The 18532-nt window shown below is 68.1% G+C and carries 15 protein-coding genes; 7 read left to right on the top strand and 8 right to left on the bottom strand.

Annotation, left to right across the window (positions count from 1 at the left end; genetic code table 11):
- Positions 1–87: 87 nt before the first annotated feature.
- The 3 genes from WMF29_RS11675 to WMF29_RS11665 all read right to left on the bottom strand — a co-directional run bounded on the left by WMF29_RS11675 (position 88) and on the right by WMF29_RS11665 (position 2078).
- Positions 88–642 carry a hypothetical protein gene (locus WMF29_RS11675; RefSeq protein ID WP_437328906.1) on the bottom strand — a complete coding sequence of 185 codons (555 nt, stop codon included), beginning with the start codon at positions 640–642 and terminating at the stop codon, positions 88–90.
- A 171-nt stretch (positions 643–813) separates the two neighbouring features.
- Positions 814–1359: a hypothetical protein gene (locus tag WMF29_RS11670; protein WP_437328905.1), complete on the bottom strand. Its 546-nt coding sequence runs from the start codon at positions 1357–1359 to the stop codon at positions 814–816.
- A 110-nt stretch (positions 1360–1469) separates the two neighbouring features.
- A complete protein-coding gene (locus tag WMF29_RS11665) occupies positions 1470–2078 on the bottom strand; it encodes a hypothetical protein (RefSeq protein ID WP_437328904.1) in 609 nt (202 codons plus the stop codon).
- Between the two features lie 539 nt (positions 2079–2617).
- On the opposite strand from WMF29_RS11665, the gene WMF29_RS11660 reads away from it, so the two are divergent.
- The 4 genes from WMF29_RS11660 (at position 2618) to WMF29_RS11645 (ending at position 7925) form a co-directional block, all read left to right on the top strand.
- Complete coding sequence (locus tag WMF29_RS11660) at positions 2618–3238, top strand: glutathione S-transferase family protein (RefSeq protein WP_437328903.1); 621 nt, start codon at positions 2618–2620, stop codon at positions 3236–3238.
- Between the two features lie 65 nt (positions 3239–3303).
- The gene (locus WMF29_RS11655) at positions 3304–6594 is read left to right on the top strand and encodes a DNA methyltransferase (RefSeq protein WP_437328902.1); all 3291 of its coding nucleotides are present in this window, start codon (positions 3304–3306) and stop codon (positions 6592–6594) included.
- Positions 6591–7277 (top strand): hypothetical protein, encoded by a 687-nt coding sequence (locus tag WMF29_RS11650; RefSeq protein WP_437328901.1) that lies wholly within the window; start codon positions 6591–6593, stop codon positions 7275–7277. The genes WMF29_RS11655 and WMF29_RS11650 overlap by 4 nt, the downstream gene beginning before the upstream one ends.
- Before the next feature lie 3 nt (positions 7278–7280).
- Complete coding sequence (locus WMF29_RS11645) at positions 7281–7925, top strand: hypothetical protein (RefSeq protein WP_437328900.1); 645 nt, start codon at positions 7281–7283, stop codon at positions 7923–7925.
- A gap of 10 nt (positions 7926–7935) precedes the next feature.
- Here the strand turns inward: WMF29_RS11645 and WMF29_RS11640 are convergent, their stop codons facing one another.
- Positions 7936–8796, bottom strand: coding sequence for a hypothetical protein (locus WMF29_RS11640; protein ID WP_437328899.1), 861 nt, complete (start codon positions 8794–8796; stop codon positions 7936–7938).
- 1317 nt (positions 8797–10113) lie between these two features.
- Between WMF29_RS11640 and WMF29_RS11635 the strand changes: the two genes are divergently transcribed.
- Entirely contained in the window at positions 10114–11247 is a 1134-nt protein-coding gene (locus tag WMF29_RS11635; protein ID WP_437328898.1) for a hypothetical protein, read from the top strand.
- A 74-nt stretch (positions 11248–11321) separates the two neighbouring features.
- Here the strand turns inward: WMF29_RS11635 and WMF29_RS11630 are convergent, their stop codons facing one another.
- Both WMF29_RS11630 and WMF29_RS11625 read right to left on the bottom strand, forming a co-directional pair.
- Entirely contained in the window at positions 11322–12710 is a 1389-nt protein-coding gene (locus WMF29_RS11630) for a cytochrome P450 (RefSeq protein WP_437328897.1), read from the bottom strand.
- Positions 12711–13006: 296 nt separating this feature from the next.
- Positions 13007–13705 (bottom strand): alpha/beta hydrolase family protein, encoded by a 699-nt coding sequence (locus WMF29_RS11625; protein WP_437328896.1) that lies wholly within the window; start codon positions 13703–13705, stop codon positions 13007–13009.
- A gap of 403 nt (positions 13706–14108) precedes the next feature.
- On the opposite strand from WMF29_RS11625, the gene WMF29_RS11620 reads away from it, so the two are divergent.
- Both WMF29_RS11620 and WMF29_RS11615 read left to right on the top strand, forming a co-directional pair.
- Positions 14109–15065, top strand: coding sequence for an L-type lectin-domain containing protein (locus WMF29_RS11620; protein WP_437328895.1), 957 nt, complete (start codon positions 14109–14111; stop codon positions 15063–15065).
- Positions 15066–15443: 378 nt separating this feature from the next.
- On the top strand, positions 15444–16787 hold the full coding sequence (locus tag WMF29_RS11615) for an endo-1,4-beta-xylanase (protein ID WP_437328894.1): 1344 nt from the start codon (positions 15444–15446) through the stop codon (positions 16785–16787).
- A gap of 290 nt (positions 16788–17077) precedes the next feature.
- On the opposite strand, the gene WMF29_RS11610 is transcribed toward WMF29_RS11615, so the two are convergent.
- Positions 17078–17311 (bottom strand): hypothetical protein, encoded by a 234-nt coding sequence (locus WMF29_RS11610; RefSeq protein WP_437328893.1) that lies wholly within the window; start codon positions 17309–17311, stop codon positions 17078–17080.
- Positions 17312–17348: 37 nt separating this feature from the next.
- Positions 17349–18506, bottom strand: coding sequence for a hypothetical protein (locus WMF29_RS11605; RefSeq protein ID WP_437328892.1), 1158 nt, complete (start codon positions 18504–18506; stop codon positions 17349–17351).
- Between the last annotated feature and the right edge of the window lie 26 nt (positions 18507–18532).

The following is an 18532-nucleotide window of genomic DNA, read 5'->3' as shown; positions in this document are numbered from 1 at the left end:
GCCGCTAAAGGGAGAGAGCAGCCGTAGCTGCTCAGTTCCCGGCGTGGTGGCCTGCGCGCCGCTCATCGCGAGCGACAGCGTTCGGGCTCAGCGACGAGGGCGGTGCACAGCCCCGGCCTCGTCCGCCGCAGCGGATTGTCCGGCCACACCGGCCGCCGCGTCGCGCAGCACGGACATCGCTTCGTTGTATGCAGGACTGCCTGGCGCGCAGAGCGCCACATTTCGCGGCCCCGACCACGGATTGCTCTCCAGTGCGCGGATGGCGCTGTCGATCGTGTCGAAGTGAGCGAACCACCGCTTTGCGGCGGCCACGACCCGAGGGGCCAGCAGCCGAAGGACCTCGACCTGCTCCGATTCCGACAGGCGAAACGACCAGGGTGAATCCTCCCAGTTGAACGAACGCGCCGGCTGCGTACGGAACTGGCAATGCCGGGGAGCCGGATTGTTTCGGACGGCGTTTCGCAGCCCAGAGCCAAACTCGACCTGGAAGATGCCGGCGCGCGGGCAATGAAACCATACGACGTCGACGAAGTACGGGCGAACCCGCCACATGGCACGGCCTGGGTTGTTGAACCCGAGATCGGCGAGTCGCGGGCCCACGATCTGCGAGATCAGCCGCTTCACTTCAGGCCATGAAAGCATCGCCTCCCCTTTCCTGCCGAACGGGCCTCTGTCGCGAGCGGGGACGCCACGAGCACGTGGAGAACACAGAACGGCGCCGGCAACGGTCGCAGGAGATCGAAGATGTCGGCCTCTGTCTGGACGATGTCGCAGTCAACAACGACAGCTCGCATACCTCCCAACGATCAGCAGTTAGACAGCATCAATCCACCCGCGCGCGTCGCACGCGTCGCAGGGGAGCTCGATTCCGAATCCGGGCGCCGGTTCAGCTACGCGTTTGCCGTTGCACTTTGAGCAGGCTGACGACCCCGGAGGTGGCTTCGGGATCAGCTCCAGAAGCTCGGCGATGCCCGTCTTCCGGGCGCCGACGATCAGCGCGGAATGTGCGTGCAAACCGCCAACCTCGACGATCTCATCGCCGTCCCAACCACGGAGGTCTTCGAGGACGCGGCCGTCGGAGGTCAGGTAGGTCATCGGTCCCATGCCGGGATCGAGCAAGAACGCGTCGTACTTGTCTTCAACCTCGCGCTGCCAAGCGTTCATGGCCGCGACGTACCGCCCTGCCACCTGATCGACGGAAGAAGTTCCAGAGAAGAGGTGTCGGATGGAATCGACGAAGTTGCCGCCCGTCTGCTCACGCGGCGCGCCGGGAGCGCTGCGGGTTGCCCGCAGCTGACGTTGGTCAAGACGCCGAGCGCGCAGGCGTTCAAGCAGGAGCGGTGGAACTTCGAAGGGCATGCGAGGACCTCCTGCGGGGTTGCCGTGTCTGCCTGACGACTGCCGTTCTGCCGAGGGCCGCGCAGCCTCGCTCCGCTCGGTGGCGCGGCCCCTCGGTCAGCAACGGCGAGTTAGCCACCTGTCTCAAGGACTGCGCCCTCCAGGACGCCGCGATCTACGGCCCACGAGCGTCCACATGCCTGGCAGACGAGAGCTCGTTCCACGGCACGGAAGCGCGCCGCGCTGGTGCGACAGTGCGGACAGGTCATGGGCTGCTCGAACACGGCCCACACCTTTCTCGCCGACACCCATCGTTCGATCTGACCTGGGTTCTCGGGTTGGATCTCCTGGGTCGCCTCTCTGCAGAAAACGAGAATTCGCCGAGGCTCTTCATAGAGCCATAGCCAGCGGTCGGTCCTGGTCTCCCCGATCCGGATCTGCCTGAGCTGCTCGGTGTTCAAAGAGAAGCGCGCGGACGGTGAGCCAAGATGAGAGCGGCACAAAGCGTACAGCGTAGGTGCCGCGAGTTTTGGCCAATACGACAGCGATCCCTGGCTGAATCCGAAGTCCACCTGGAAGCCGCCACGGGATATGCTCACGTCGGCCTGCTGCGGCGCCAAGATGATCGTGGCCATCTTCCGCACCTCGGGAACATCCACCGCATGGACGGCGCCGCGTAACACTGCGCGCGATTGTTCGAAGGCCGTGCTTGGGTTCAGGTCTTCGGGGAGCATGGTCATGTGTGGCCAACGAGCAGTCGCCTGGTCAACCGAAGCCGCAGGACCAGGTCTGTCCAGTTCGTCGCCTTTTGGGACCTCCACACGAAAAATCTCACAGACCAGCTCTGCGCCGCAAGCCACAAATGCTGTCCAGCGCCGTAGAGTAGATCGGTCTAACACCGGGTGCAGGCGCCGCCGTTCCAGGGATCCGAGGGCACCCCACAGACTCGGGCCGACGGGCCGCCGGTGCGCTGCGGACGGTCAGGCCGCCGCGGCTGGGAAGACCCCTTGCCAAGGCCATTCCCGGTCGGCGTTCGGATACTTGCGGTCCCGGACATCGGGGCGAACCACCCAGCCGGGGCCGGCCACGACATCGGCGGCGTGCTGGGCGCACACGGCGGCTCGCTCGCGCGAGTTCGCTCGGGTGAAATCGACGTGCCGCGCGAGGGGGAGCGCGAGGGCCGTTCAGCCCTCGCTTGACCTCCGCGGGTCATCCGAGGACCATCCCGGCAGTCACCGGGACGGGTGCCGGAGGCACCGCGGATGGGAGGGAGAGCCAGATGATCGACCTGTACACGTGGACCACGCCGAACGGCTACAAGCCTGTCATCCTCCTCGAGGAGCTCGGGCTCGCCTACCAGATCAAGCCGATCGACATCGGGTCCGGCGCGCAGAAAACGCCGGAGTACCTGCGCATCAATCCCAACGGGAAGATCCCCGCACTCCAGGATCACGACCCTCCGAGCGGGCCAGTCACCGTCTTCGAGTCGGGCGCGATCCTCATCTACCTCGCCGAGAAGACGGGCAAGCTCTTGCCCGCGAGCGAGCCGGGCCGGTCGCGCGTCATCGAGTGGCTGATGTTCCAGATGGGCGCCGTGGGGCCGATGCTCGGCCAGCTCGGCCATTTTCGCAGCGCCGCGCCCGAGAAGATCCCCTACGCGATCGAGCGCTATCAGAACGAGCAGGACCGCATCTACAAGGTGCTCGACGGCCGCCTCGCCGAGTCCGAGTACCTCGCCGACGAGTACTCGATCGCGGACATCGCCACGTTTCCGTGGATCTCCGGGGTCGCGCGCATGGGGGTAGCCATCGAGCCGTACCCGAACCTCGCGCGCTGGGAGCAGGCGATCAAGGCGAGGCCGGCGGTCACACGGGCGTTCGCGGCCAAGATCAAGCCCTGAAGGCCCCGCTCAGCTAGAACCTGCAGCAGAGCACGCCGCGCTCGCGTACACTCCGGGCGCTCGGCATGGATCAGCCCGTCCCCGGGGACAGCAGGGCGCAGCAGGCAGACGTCGCGGGCGCGCTCGCGGAGCGGGCCTTCGACGCGCTCGGCGTCCTGCTCCGCGGCTTCGAGGACGCGGCCGAGCGCGACGGGACGGGCGCGCTCGAGGACGCGCTCGCCCGCGGCCCGGAGCACCTCCACGGCGGCCTGCTCACCGCGATCCTCCGGCTCGTCTTCCTGCTGCACGCGGAGGACCGCGGGCTCCTGCCGGCCTCTGATCCGTACTACGCGGCGCACCTCGGCGTGCGCCCGCTGTTCCAGCAGCTCGCGGCGGAGCGCGGCGCACGCCCGGGCGCGCTGCGGCGGCGCTTCGGGGCGTGGCCGCGGCTCGTCGCGCTGTTCCGCGCCATCTTCCACGGGCTCCACCGCCCCGAGCTGACCCTGCCGGCGCGCGGAGGGCAGCTCTTCGACCCCGAGCGATACCCGTTCCTGGAGCGCGCGGGGCCGGCGGAACGCGCGAAGCCGGCGGGACGTGCGAAGCCGGCGGAACGTGCGGGGCCAGCGGAACGCGCGGGGCCGCCAGAGGACCGTGCGAGGCCGACGAAACACGCGGCGCCGGACGCCCCCGCGGCGCCGCGCGCGCCGTCGGTGGACGACGGCACGGTGCACGCGGTGCTCGAGCGGCTCCTCGTGCTCGACGGGCGCCTGCTGTGGTACCGGGCGATCGACGTCGAGCAGCTCGGCGGCCTCTACGAGGCGCTCATGGGCTACCGGGTCGAGCGCGCCGCCGGGCCGACGGTGTGCCTCCGGCCCGACAGGGTCTGGGTGGGCGCGGCCGAGGCCCTCGCGCAGCCGACGGCGCGACGGACGGCGTGGCTCGCGGAGCGGGCAGGCATCTCGCGGCGGGAGGCGGGGAAGCTCGGGGAGGCGCTCGTCGCCGCGGAGACCGCGGCCGGCGTCCTCGAGGCGCTCGGACCGCTCCGCGCGAGAGACACCGACATGCTCGGGGCGGGGCGGCTGTTCCTCCAGCCGATCGCCGAGCGGCGGCGGACGAGCTCGCACTACACCCCGAGGAGCCTGTCCGCGCCGATCGTCGCGCGCACGCTGGAGCCGCTGCTCCGGCAGCTGGGCGAGGAGCCCGCGTCCGAGGCGCTCCTCCGGCTCGCGATCTGCGATCCGGCGATGGGCTCCGGCGCGTTCCTCATGGAGGCGTGCCGGTACCTGGCCGACCAGGTGGTGGCCGCCTGGGCGCGGGAGGCCGCGCGCGGCGACGCTGCTGCGGCGGCGCGGCTCGCCCTGCCGGGCGAGGGCGCCTTGAGCCACGCGCGGCGGCTCGTCGCGCGGCGCTGCCTTTACGGCGCCGACAAGAACCCCTTCGCGGTGAGCCTGGCGAGGCTGTCGCTCTGGCTCGTGACGCGCGCGCAGGACGAGCCGTTCACGTTCGTCGATCACGCCCTCCGGCACGGCGACTCGCTCGTCGGGCTCGACCTTGCCCAGCTGCGCGGCTTCCACTGGAAGCCCGCCGCGCCGGCATCACCGTTTTGCGAGGCGATAGACGCCGCGGTAGCGCGGGCGCTCGAGCTGCGGCGGCGGCTCGCCGAGGAGGCGGACGAGGCGCTCGCCCGGGCGCGCCTGCTCGGCGACCTCGTGGTAGGGGCGTTCTTCGCGCACGAGAAGGACCGTGACCGGCTGAAAGAGCGCGACCGGCGGGCCGCGCTTGCGCTCGCGTGGCTCCGAAGCGGCGAGCCGCCTTCGGAAGAGCTCCTGTCGATGCAGCGGGCGCTCCGCGAGGGGACGCCCGGGGGGCCGCCGCCGCTGCCGGCGTTCCACTGGCCGCTGGAGCTCCCGGAGGTGTTCCAGGAGCCGCGCCCGGACGGACCAGGCGGAGCCCTCGAGCCGCGGCCAGCGCGGCTCTGCGCGTTCGTCGGGAACCCGCCGTTCCTGGGCGGGAAGCGGATCTCGACGGATCACGGCGAGCTCTACGCCGCGTGGCTCGAGCAGCTGCACGGCGCCACGAAGAACACCGATCTGGCCGCCCACTTCTTCCGCCGCGCGGCCGCGCTGCTCGGGCGCCGCGGGACGGTGGGGCTCATCGCCACGAACACGATAGCTCAGGGCGACACCCGGCGTTCGGGCCTCAGGCCGCTCGTGGAGGCGGGGGGCGCGCTCATCTACCACGCCGTGCGCAGCGTCCCGTGGCCAGGAGACGCCGCGGTCCACGTCGCCGTCGTCCACCTCGCGCTGGGCATGTCGCCGGGCGACGGCGTGCCGCCGCCGCGGCTCGACGGCGTGCCTGTAAGCCACATCAACTCGCACCTGCGCGCGATGCCCGAGCGCCCCGACCCGCGCCCGCTCGGGGCCAGCCGGGATCTGTGCTTCATCGGCTGCTTCCTCCGGGGCGACGGCTTCGTCCTGACCGACGCCGAGGCGCGGGCGCTCCTCGCGGGCGATCCTGCGGCCGGCGAGGTGCTCCGCCCGTTCCTCGGCGGCGAGGAGGTCAACTCGTCCCCTTCGCACAGCCCGCACCGCCACGTGATCGACTTCGGCGAGCGCGGGCTCGAGGAGGCCGGCCGGTGGCCCGCGCTGCTCTCGATCGTGCGGAGCCGGGTGAAGCCCGCGCGGGATCGCCTGAAGGGCACCGGCATCGACGCGGGCCACCGGGCGCGGTGGTGGCAGTTCGCCAACACGCGGCCGGAGCTCCGGCGCAAGATCGCGCCGCTCGAGCGGTGCCTCGTCGCGGCGCGGGTGACGAAGCACCTGTGCTTCGCCTTCCAGCCCGCGGGCCGGACGTTCTCCGACCAGCTGTGCGTCTTCGCGATCGACGACTACGCCCGCTTCGCGGTGCTCCAGTCGCGCGCGCACGAGTCCTGGGCGCGGCTGCTCTCCTCGACGATGGGAGAGGGCCTCCGGTACGCGCCGTCGGACTGCGTGGAGACGTTCCCCTTCCCTCGCCCGGACCACCTCGCCGAGGGCGGCCGCCTCGAGGCCGCCGGCGAGCGCCTCTATGTGGCCCGCGCGCGGTGGATGCTGGCGTCACGGCTGGGGCTGACGGAGACGTACAACCTCATCAGGGACCCGAGATGCAAGGAGCCGAGCATCGTCGAGCTGCGCGGCCTCCACGAGGAGATGGACCGGGCCGTCCTGGCGGCCTACAGGTTCGACGCCGTGGAGGTCCCCCCGTACGCGGAGCCAGCGACGCCGGAAGAGCGGCAGGCGCGGAGCGCGTTCGAGGACGCGCTGATCGACCGGCTGTTCGCGCTGAACGAGGCGCGCGCCGCGGAGGAGAAGCAGGCTGGAGCCGAGGGCGGGTCGTGACGGAGAACGGCAAGAAAACGGGGCACGCCATTCGTGTTCTCGCAGCGACGCTCTTGCTCGTCCCTGCCTTTGGCTCTGGCGTGCTGGTCGGCAGATCCCTCCTGGACCAGAGGACGCCAGCGAAGGAGAAGAGAGCGGAGCCTGCTTCGGATCCCTGGATGCCGATAGACCGGAGAGAGCTCGCTGCATGTCGAGAAGAGCTGGCAGCTCGTTCGGAGCCGCGAACGACCGCCTCGGCGGCCGAGGCTCCTCCGGGGGAAGAGAGACAAGACACGCCCGGACGAGTGGCTACCGTCGATGAGCTCGAGGCGGAGCTGAAACGGTGCAAGAAAAGCGAAATCCTGGTCAACGCTGAGGTTTGCAGCGCCGCCGCTCGCCAGTTCAATGCGCTGATGGCTCTACCGAAGGATGGGTTGATGTGCGGGCCGAAGTCCAGGTCTGCCGATCTCATCGAGAAGAACTTCGAGAGCTGCGCGGCGCTTTCGGACATTCCCGCTGATTTTCGCTCGGACGATCTCACGAAGGAAGAATCGAGCCTCGTCGCGGAAGCGCTCCGGGTTCGCCGGACGCTCACGGAAGACGAGCTGCTCCGCAGCCTGAAAGAGTTCGTCTGGACGTGCACGGAGACGCCCCCGAAGCTCCCTCCGATGCCGAAGCAGGCACCGAAGCCTCAGGGAGATTGACGCATGAGCGAACGCCCCGAGAGCGCTGGCCTCATGGTTCGTCTCCTTATAGCGGTGGCCGTGCTCGGCCTCGTCTTTGGTGGTGGCGTGCTGGTCGGCTGGGCGACGCGGGAGCGCAGACCTCCGGCCATGGGAAAGAGCGCGGCGTCCATCCCTGATGCGGAGGTGAAGCGAGCGCTCGCTGCGTGCCGACGAGAATTGAGAGCGCGCGCGAAACCGACAGCCATCCCGCCGGCCACGGCGGCGTCTCCTCCGGGAGAAACGGACGACGCCGGATTGGAGAAGACCGCCAAGGTCGAGGCACTGCAAAAGGAGGTAAATGAATGCATAGCACGAGAGACCTTGGCCGATGCTCATGTTTGCGGCACCATCACAGACCACAGCAACTTACTGTTCGTCTTGACATACAGCGCGTCATGCGTGGACGAGGCGGGGGTTGGAGAGTTTCTCGTCAATAGCCTCGAAAAGTGCTCAAAATTCGAGGGCTTTCCAGAACATCTGAACGAAGACGAGCTAACGCAAGAAGAAAAATTCAGAATCTCACAGTCACAACAGAACCGCGCAATTAAGACAAAGAACAACTTGACCAACGAGGTGCGAGAGACATTCCGCAGATGCCGCAAAAGGTTCGGACTGTCTGCCGAATGAACGGAGGTCATCATAATGTCATCTCCCAGGCCGTCTGGGTGGGTGGGGCGGCTTCGACGGGTGAACGGACCAGGTCGAAGGAAGGCCGGTGCGTTTGCGTGTCGCGCGCGTGGTCGTCCAGCTTGTCGAGCGCGAAGGTCAAGGCTCCCCAGAGCCGCCACCGAACGGGTATCGGGCCACCAGAGAACTCGATGGGTGAGCGGACCTCTAATCCGATCGCAACCTTATGACTCCATATCGCCAGCTCGCTGCCCCGGACCGCGAGCGAGGGGACAGCGTTGACAACAGCATTCTTGCCGCCGACCATGATCCCCAAGTTCGCTTGCGCGTGCTTGTTATGAAGAGCGTAGAACCGCACACCGCCCAAATACGCAATCGACAGGGGAACGTCTGAGGACTGCGGCATGATGGCCGCCGACACAGCCCCCGTGAGCTGGATCAACGGCAGCGAGGTCTCCCAAAGGTTGATGTGGCCCGCGGTGGCGGGTGCGCCCGTGATGACACCGCTCACGGGTTCGTTCGACCTCTGCGAGCCCTGCCCCCGGGCGGCCATTTGCAGAAGCAACCCGCCGCGCCGGTTGTCGAAGAGAGGGATCCCCACGCTGATGCTCGCTTCGCCGACCCCAGGAGGGAACACGGGAATCCCGCTGGCGCAGGGAGAGTATCGAATCTGCCTGTACCATAAGCGTGTCGTGGCGAGGAGCGGAATTCCCGCCACGCGCTCTCTCACTTGAACCTGCCCACCGCCCCAGAACCCGTTGAAGGGCTCGGGGGCCGTGCAGGGGCCCTCGTGGGCAAAGACCTTCGAGGGTCGGACGAAGGCGGAGGCGACGATGATGGCGGTCGCGAGGATGCGCGCAGGCATGACCATCACTACCCCCCTCACTCCTCGGGGATGATCTCCACATCCTCCATCGGGTGCGCCGCTGGCTGTCCCCTCGGCGGGCAGACCAAGAAGCTCAACCCCGCATACACGGGCTGTCCATCGGGGCCGAACTCTTTGACGACGTCGGGGGGCTCAACGATTGCACAGTATCCCGACTCGAAGTAGGTAAAGCCCTCAGTGCATCAATTCTGGACGTCCAACATCAGAGAAACGTACTCCGAATAGGCAGCATTTTTACTCCGAACGTTCTCGCACTGAGTGCCATACCACTGTCCTCCGTGGAGGAGCGGCTTTCTAGAATAACTCCACCCCTGGCAACATTCGAGCAAGCACTCCACGGGGATGCAGTGCTGATCGAACCAGTTCCCGACGATGGGCTGCGCCCTCTGCGGATCATCGCCGAACGTGCAGCCCTCGAGAGCGAGCGCCGCGGCAGCAGCGGTAATGACCATGGATGCCAGCCGAACCGCCGTCCGGGTGTTCCGGGCAGCCACCCAGTTCCTCAATTCATGGCGCCACATGAGAAAATCTCCGCGAGGGGACGACACTCTGGACCTTGGCGTGCGTCGCGAAGGGCCCCTCGACGCGTCCGGCAAGCGCCGGCCACCCCAGGAAGGCCCCTCCCAGACATAAACGACTGGCTCGGCCGCTGCAACGTTTGCTGCAGGTATCGTCGAGCTCCTCAACGACATTGCTGTCGCAGCCGAGGCTCATTACGGGGCGAGCTCGCGCCGCCTCGCGTCGCCGCGTCGGCCATCACGCTCCCTGCAGCGCTGCCCTATCTCGCAACCTGTGAAGCACAGACGGGGGTCAGGCACCACAGCCGCTCGTCTCAAGGATTTCGCCCAGATGGAATCCTACATTGCGTATTCCGGCGTATCTGACCACCCGTTCCGACCTGGCCCGGCCGCCGCAACCCCGGCGCGTCGATGTCTGACGCTGTGTTCCAGGCGCAAGCCCTGCGAGAGTTCAAAAACCGCATGGCACGTTTCCCGCGCCCGCACTCTCGACCGTTCCTCCAGCACCGCTTTCTTTCGCCCACACCACACGTACCCGCAGCCACACGTGCGCATAGCTGCGCCCAAGACACCGCATGGCCCGATCGCCACGCTCGTATCATTGCTCGCGCTTGCCCGGCCGGTAGAGCATGGGGGGCGACGGGCGACGCTCACGCCGGAGCTGTCGCGCGGGGGCTCGCGTGGCTGGAGCTGGAAATCAAGCAGCCTGTAGCGCTTCGGAGTGAGCGCCTCCGCATGATTTTGGATCTCCGGAAAGGCGCGGGAAGTGATAGTCTCAGGGATCATGACAAGACTTCATTTCGCGACGCGTTGTTGCGCTGTGCTCGCCGCCCTCTGGCTGCCCGTCATCGCCTGTTCATCGGGCGGCAACGGCAACACCACGGGGAACGCCGAGGTCGGCCAGGGCGCCGGCGGCTCCGGCGGCGCCAGCAGCGTCAGCAGCGTCAGCACCACCAGCACCGGCGAGGATCCCGGCGGCGACATCGGGCTGAACAGCACGGGTCCGGGCGGCGACCCGCCGCCCGACGCCGGTCACGAGACGACGTGCGACGACGCGGGCAACTGCACCTGCATCAACATCGCGTCGATCGGCCGCGAAGGAGTCTGGGGCCCGTGCAGCAGCGACAGCACCACGGCGCTCCAGGATTGGCTCAACACGCAGAGCACGGCCCAGGTCGACAACTACAACAGGGAGAAACCGACGCTCACGGCGGAGTTTCTCGCCAAGTACGACGTGATCCTCCTCCAGTGGATGGTGACGAAGGGCGCGCAGAACGACGACGGGGCGCCGTGGGAGTTCACGCCGGACGAGGTGAACGCGCTCAAGGACTGGGTCAACAACGGCGGCGGACTCATCGCGCTGAGCGGTTATCAGTGCAATGGGCAGGGATGCACCATCCACGACATCACGGCGACCAACCAGCTCCTCTCGTTCACGGACATCCAGTTCAACTCCGATGGCCTGATTGACCCTGCGCGGAACGGCTGCGCGAACTGCAACTGCTGGGGCGGCTCGCTGCCGCTCGGCGGCGACCTCCCCGTGGCCGTGGGCACCTGGAACCAGGACACGCCGATCGGCAGGAACATCCAGAGCGTGGGCGCCTACATCGCGCGCTCGATCAAGTCGACGACCGCGACCGTCGATAGCACCGACGGCAGGAACAATTTCGCGGTGCACGAGGAGATCGGCAAGGGCCATGTCGTCGCGTTCGGCGACGAGTGGGTGACCTACTCGGGTCAGTGGCGCGGTACGGCCGCGTGCCTCAATCCGCAGATGTATACGGACCCGAACAGCCCCTGCTACGAGAGATCCGCGGCGCAGGTCTTCCAGATCTCGCAGTTCTGGTACAACGCGATCAAGTACGCGGCGTCGTCCGTCGAGTGCTTCACGATCGAGGACCCGGCCATCATCAATTGATGCCCCACGGCGAGCGCGACGACGGCGGCGGCGCATCGGCTCATCGAGCCCGCCGCTCGTCGCGCTCCGCCCGATCACACGGCGTGGAGCGTCATCTTGAGCCCATGGCGCGGCCGGAGGGTGGTCAGCGCCTGCGGCGACACCGGGTGACCGGGCACGAGGCGCATGCGGAGCCGCCTGAGCAGGACGGCGATCAGGATCTGCGCCTCCATGATCGAGAACAGGTTGCCAATGCACTGACGCGGGCCGCCGCCGAACGGCATGTACGCGTAGCGCGGGCGGGAGGCGGAGCGCTCCGGTGTGAAGCGCTCGGGGTCGAACTCCGCGGGGGCCTCCCAGAACGCCGGGTCGTGGTGCATGACGTACTGGCTGACGATGAGGGTCGCGCCGGCGCGCACGGGATAGCCGCAGATCTGGTCGTCCTCCTTCACCGTGCGCGGCAGGAGCCAGGAAGGCGGATACATGCGCATCGCCTCCTGGATCACCATCTTCGTGTACTCCATCCTCGACAGGTCGGCGGCCGTCGGCCGCCGGTCGCCGACGACCTCCTCGATCTCCGCGCGCAGCTTGCGCTCGACGACGGGGTTCCTGTCGAGCAGGTAGAAGAGCCAGGTCATCGTGATCGCCGTCGTCTCGTTGCCGGCGATGAACATGGTGACGAGCTCGTCCCGGAGCTGGCGGTCGTCCATGCCGGAGCCGGACTCGTCCCGCGCGCGCAAGAGCAGCGACAGGAGGTCGTCCCGCTCCTCCTTGCTCCTGCGGCGCTCCCGGACGAGGCGCAGGATCGCCTGGTCGATCCTCGCGATCGCGTCCCTGAGCGCGCGCTCGCCCGGGAGCAGGCGATCGGGCATGAAGTAGAGGAACATCCTCGCGTTCAGCGCCTGGAACGCGACGAGGATCGCCTCGCCGAGGCTGTCGGCCTCCCGGGGGCCGATGCTGACGCCGAACATCGTCGCCAGGATGACGCGCTGGGTGAGCTGCATCATCTCCCTGTCCATGTCGACGACGGCGCCGGCGCGAGCCCGCTCCTCGAGCCGCGGCAGGTCGCTCTCGACGACATCGAACATGAGATCGACCAGGCCCGCGAGCTGCCGCGACGAGAAGAGCGGCTGCATGCGCCGGCGGTTCCGGAGCCACTCGTCGCCCCCGGCCGTCACGAGGCCGTTGCCAAGGAGCCGCCCGATCGGCTTCCACATCCCGCCTTCCTTGGTGAAGTTGCGCCAGTTGTCGTTGAGAACGTACTGGGCCTGCTCGGGGTGCGTCACCAGGTAGGCCCGGGTGAGCCCGAGATCGAGCTCGATGAGCTCACCCGGGTGCTGCCGCGCGAGCTGACGGAGGACGCTCGGCGCGTCGCGCGCCAGCGCCGGGAGGAGCCCCACCACCGGATAGCCGCGGGCGCGCGGCGATGGCTTGCGCGCGGAGGGTGGGGCAGCTCGGGACAGAGGGTCGAGTTGTTCGAGCATGGTCGCGCTCTCCTGGCCCGCAGCGGGAGGTCTGCGTTCGGCCGGAGAGCATCGTACGACGGCGCGCGCCGAGCGCTCCAGGCCCGAATCCGATGAGACGATGTCGCAGGATCGGCGGAGATATCGCCATATCACCGTCCGGCCCCTTCGGGCCGGACGCCCCTGGAGCGACAACCTGGTTGACACCAGAGAAGCGCAGAATCTGGGGCCGCCAAGGCGCCGAGGACGCCAAGAGAAGATCCTGTGCCTGGCGCCTTGGCGCCTCCATCATTCCGGCAGGCCGGGGGCGCTCGCCCTCACGGCGCCTTCGGGCGTGAGGCGAGGACCCGCGCCTTCAGCCAACCGTCGATCGCGAGGTCGATCTCCTCGAGAACGCTCTCCCTGGTCCGCCCCGCGGACTTGAGGAGATCGAGCGAGTGGTCGCCGCCCTCGATCACATGCAGGCTGGCCCGCTCCCCGAGGCGCTTCAGGACGGGCCGGAGGAGCGTGAGATCACACAGCGGGTCACGCGTGCCCTGGAGGAACAGGAGCGGCGCGGGGATCGCGGGCAGGTGCGCGTCCCGGAGCGGCGAGCGCTTGCCCGCGGGGTGGAGCGGATAGCCGAGGAACAGCAGCCCGTCCGCGCGGACCCCGCGGGCCGCGAGGAGCGACGCGATCCGCCCGCCCATCGATTTGCCGCCGATCACGAGGCGCTCCGGCCGGTCCTCGAGCACCCGCCCGATCGCCGCCTCGAACGCCTTCTCGAGGAGCGGCTGCCGATCGGGCGCCTTCCGGCCGAGCTCCTTGTAGACGAAATTGAAGCGGAGAACGGTGTGCCCTCGCGCCGCCAGTCGCCCGGCGACGTCGACGACGAGGGGCGCGTTCATGTCGTTGCCGGCGCCATGGCCGAGGACGACGGCCAGGCCGGAGCGCTTCGCTCGCGTCCTCGGGGCGTGGATCACGCCCGAGACAGGGCTGCTGCCGACGATCGGGATCGAGAGGGAGCGCTCGGCCATGAGGCCCATCCATGCCATGGACCGGCGCCGCTCGTCGAGACGCACGCCGGTCGAACGCCCCGAGAGGGCGCGGCCGCGCCGAGCTCGGCAGGATCCCGACCTTCACTCGCCGGATTCCTGGAGGTGCGCTCGCCTCGATCTGGTACGCTGCGGTGCAGGCGTGCTGGCGCGAGGGTGTTCTGTGTCCTCCGCGCGATCCGTGGTCGCGCCGAGGATCGAGTCCATGCAATCTTCACAGCCACTCCGCTCTTCACACGCGGCGTCGGGCGCAGGCCGGCGAGCGCGCGCAAAGGCCCTCTTCCTGCTCCCGGCGCTCGCCGCCGCCGTATCCATGTGCGGCGGTCGGAGCGAACTCCTCCTGGAGCCAGGCACCGAGGGAGCAGGCCCGGAGGAGCCAGGCCCCGTGGAGCCAGACCCCGACGAGCCAGACCCCGGGTGTGTCCCGGCGCCGGAGGTGTGCGACGGCCTCGACAACGACTGTGATCGGATCGTCGATGAAGGCTGCGTTTGCGCGGAGGGCGAAAGACGGAGCTGTTACTCGGGCCCTCCGGGCACCCAGGGCGTCGGGGTGTGCAAGGCGGGCGATCAAGTCTGCTCCGGCAATGCCTGGGGTCCGTGCACCGGCGAGAGCGTGCCGGCGCGCGGGGAGGCGTGCGACCTCGTCGACAACGATTGCGATGGGCAGACCGACGAGGGCACATGCCCCGCTGGAACCGCCTGCGGCGTGAGCCTCGCCGCGGACATGGCCTCACCGCCGGAGGGGTGGTCCTTCAATGGAGACGCCTTCTGGGATGCCGACAGGCTGGCTGGCGTGCTCACCGAGGCCAGACACGGGCAGGCTGGCACCATCATCTACAGGAATCCCATCGCCGCCGATGTTTTCACGGCAACGTTCGAGTTCCGCCTCGGCGGCGGCGACGGGATGGGCTTCATGCTCCAGACGACAGGAGAGACGGCCGTGGGCGATGGCGGCGGCGGCCTCGGTATGGCCGGGCTCGCCGGCTTCGGCGTCGAGATCGACACCTACCACAACCTCGGTTGCACAGACTCCAACAAGAACCACGTGGGCGTGGACGATCTCACAAAGCCTTGCGACGGGGGCGTCCTCGGCTCGCTGGGCCAGGGGACGAGCGGCGTCGCGCTCGGCGACGGCGCGTTCCATAAAGCGCAGATCGAGCTCGACAAGGGCAAGGTGAGCCTGAACATCGACGGCAAGCTCCAGTTCCAGGGGTTCGCCATCCCCGGCTTCCCAGTCGGGTCGAAGTTCTTTTATGGCTTCGCCGCCGGCACGGGAGACGCCACCGCGCGCCAGGAGATCCGGAATGTGAAGATCACTTTCCCCTCTCCCCGCTGCCTCTGAACGCCGGCGCCAAAGGACGTTTCGTCGCGCGATCGTCGAGGTCTGCGGCGACCTCCTGCTCGTTCCGGGGAGCAGGTGCGCCCCAGCAGCAGGTGCACCCCAGGAGCACGGCGAGCCGCGTGTGGGGCGCCCTACCGACTCGGTCTCGGGCGCACATTATCCCCATGTCAAAATTCTCGAACTGCCCTGGAATTCCCTTCCGGAGCCCCTTATCCTTCGGGTCCGCCTCGTGAAGCTGTATGCTTGGGAGACAGCGGCCGATATACTGCCGGTTCGGCACCACCTCGGGTGCCGCCCGCGCGCGACGTGGACCCGCGGATGATCAAGGCACCAGGTCGCGTGAGTTAGTAAATACATTTTACTTTGGAGCATGCGAGCATGAGATCAGCACCCTTTACACTTCTCCTCTCGGCATTCCTGGTTGCAGCCGGCTGCTCGGACAGCGGTGACGGCAATGGAGACGAGACGACCGGCAGCGGCGGCGCGACGGGCGGCACCGGCGGAGGCACGACGAGCGCCAGCAGCGGCGCGACGAGCGGCAGCGGCGGCGGCGCGACGAGCGCCAGCAGCGGCGCGACGAGCGGCAGCGGCGACGCGACGAGCGCCAGCAGCGGCGCGACGAGCGGCAGCGGCGGCGCGACGAGCGCCAGCAGCGGCGCGGGCGGCGAAGGCGCGGGCGGCAGCGATGGCGCGGGCGGCGGCGCCAGCGCCAGAGTCCCTGCGGCGAGCGCCAGCACGCTGCGGGAGGCCGGTGAGAAGGCGAACCCCCCGATCTTGATCGGAGCGGCCATCTCCGGTGGTGGTCTCGGCAACAACGACTACAAGCGCGTCGCCGGCGCTGAGCACAGCTACGTGACGGCTGAGAACGAGATGAAGTGGGACTCGCTCGAGCCCAGCGCGGGGAACTTCAGCTGGGGCTCCGCGGACAACATCGTGAACTGGGCGCGCCAGAACAACATGAAGGTCAAGGGCCACACCCTGGTGTGGCACAACCAGCTGCCTGGCTGGATGAGCTCCATGACCGGCAAGGACAATGTAACGGCGGCCATGCGAAGGCACATCACCCAGGTCATGGGGCACTTCAAGGACCGGGTCGACACCTGGGACGTCGTCAACGAGGCCGTCCAGACCGACAGCGACACCGGGGTCGGCAATCCCCGCATGAGGCCCTCGGTGTTCCTCAACCAGATCGGGGAGAACTACATCGACCTCGCCTTCCAGATCGCGAGAGAGCAGGATCCGAAGGCCAAGCTCTATTACAACGACTACAGCATCGACGCGCGCAACGCGAAGGTCGACTTCGTCTACAACATGGTCAAGGGGATGGTCGATCGGGGGGTCCCGATCGACGGCGTCGGGTTCCAGATGCACATCGGGCCGCCGAACAACGAGGCCACTGGAGCGGACGTGGCGGCGAACCTGAAGCGCTTCACCGACCTGGGCCTGGAGGTGCTGATCTCCGAGATGGACATCAACCGCTGCGGCGGCGTGGTCACGGCGGAGGAGCAGCTCGCGTACTACCACGACATCGTCGAGGCTTGCTTCAAGCTGCCCAAGTGCACGGGCATCACCTTCTGGGGCATCAACGACGGCAGGTCGTGGCTCAACAGCTGGAGCGGGGCGCTGTGCAACGGGCAAAGCTCGCAGTCGCTGCTCTTCAACGACCAGTACGGGAAGAAGGAGACCTACAACCGGGTGATGAACGCCCTGCTGGGCAAGTAGCGCCTTCCGCGATCCGCGGGCGGCGACCCTTTCATCCCCGTCTCCGCCCGGATCCTCGCCTGTCTCTCCGCCCCCGCCGCCGGCGGGCGGGTCCTCGTCCTCCCGCACCAGCCGGTGCGAAGCCCGCCCCCCTCCACCCCACCATCGGTCACCAACGTTTACGTTTACGTTTACGTTTACGTTTACGTTTACGTTTACGTTTACGTTTACGTTTACGTTTACGTTTACGTTTACGTTTACGTTTACGTTTACGTTTACGTTTACGTGGTCGTGGTCGTGGTCGTGGTCGTTCACGGCCTATCGTTGACGACCACGACCACGACCACGACCACGACCACGACCACGTAAACGTGAACGTTCGGCGGTAGGAGAACGCGGCGCGAGGGGAAGAGATCCGGAATCTGGCCACGGCCGTCTTCGCGACGAAGCCCGACGAGCTGGCCTGCGACGACGCGCCGCAGTACGCCGAGCTCGTCGCGGAGGGGGCGCCAGTGCCGGAGGCGCTGCGCGAGGCCGCGCAGCACCTCGAACCGTGCCCCGAGTGCGCCTAGGAGCCGCAGCTCACTGCGGGATCACGATCTGCTGGCACACGCCGCTCAGGCACACATCGCCGTCCGAGCAGCAGTCCGTGTTGGCCGTGCACTCCCCACCGGACTCCTTGCATTCCACGTCTCCGCCCGGATCCTCGCCTGCATCGCTGCCCCCGCCGCCGGCGGGCGGGTCGTCGCCCTCACACGTCGTCGGGGTGGGGCACGGCCCCGGCGTCACGGTGACCGTGTCCGACGGGTACTTGCTCGGAGAGGCGTGCACGTAGCTGATGGTCGCGTCGCCGAAGCCCGCCGCGCCGAACGCCGAGGCGCTCACCCACACGTCGTACACAACGCGGTAATCCCAGTTCGGCGTCTCCGCATTGGGGGTGTAGCTCTCGTCCGTCTCCGGGGAGTCTTCGAGGTACGCGCCGTACCCGCACGCGTTGAGATCGCGGTCGAGCGAGGTGGTCGCCGCGACGACGGCGCCGGCGTCTCCGAGGAGCATCTTGCCCTCTCCGCCGAGCACGCCGAGCGACGCATAACCCGAGGGGCTCGCCTCGTCGACCGAGAGGTAGTCGACGTAGAAGTCGAGCACGAGCTCTCCCTTCCCGTCCGTCAGCTGGAACTGGGCCTTGTCGCTGCCCACGAGATCCTTGAAGGTGTGGCCCCCATGCCCTTTCGGCTTCGGCCCATCGCCGGGCTTCGGGCCGCCGGGCTGCGGGCCTCCGGGCTGCGGGCCGGCAGGCTCCTGGTCGCCGCCCCACCCGATGGCCGTCTCGCCATACGTGTTGTCGACGAACGCGGGGTTGAGCGTCAGCCGCACGTGCACGAGCTCCTCGCTCTCGGCGATCTCGACGACCCGCTCGACGAAGGCCATCGGGGTCGTCGGGTTGTTGTTCGTGTAATAGCAGTCGACCTGGGCGGTGTTGTCCACGGGGACACCCAGGGCGCTCGCGCCGCACGACTGCGGATCGAGGTCCGCCGTGATGGGGTCGCCGGCGCCCGACATGCCGGACCCAGGGAAGCTCGGCGCCGGCGCATTCCCCCCGTCGTCCGAAGGGACGCAGTCTTCGCCGGAGATGATGCGGCCGTCTGCATCTCCTGTGCCCGATAGGGAGCACGCCGTGCCGAAGGCCGCGAGCGACAACAGCCCACCACAGAACCACCCTGTCAACGCGAATGAACGCATCGGGATCCTCCCAATTCGAAAGCAAG

The sequence above is a fragment of the Sorangium sp. So ce381 genome (genome assembly GCF_051473845.1).
Classification (GTDB): Bacteria; Myxococcota_A; Polyangia; order Polyangiales; family Polyangiaceae; genus Sorangium; species Sorangium atrum.
Note: the sequence above shows the minus strand (reverse complement) of the source record. Positions and strands in the feature narration are given on the sequence as shown.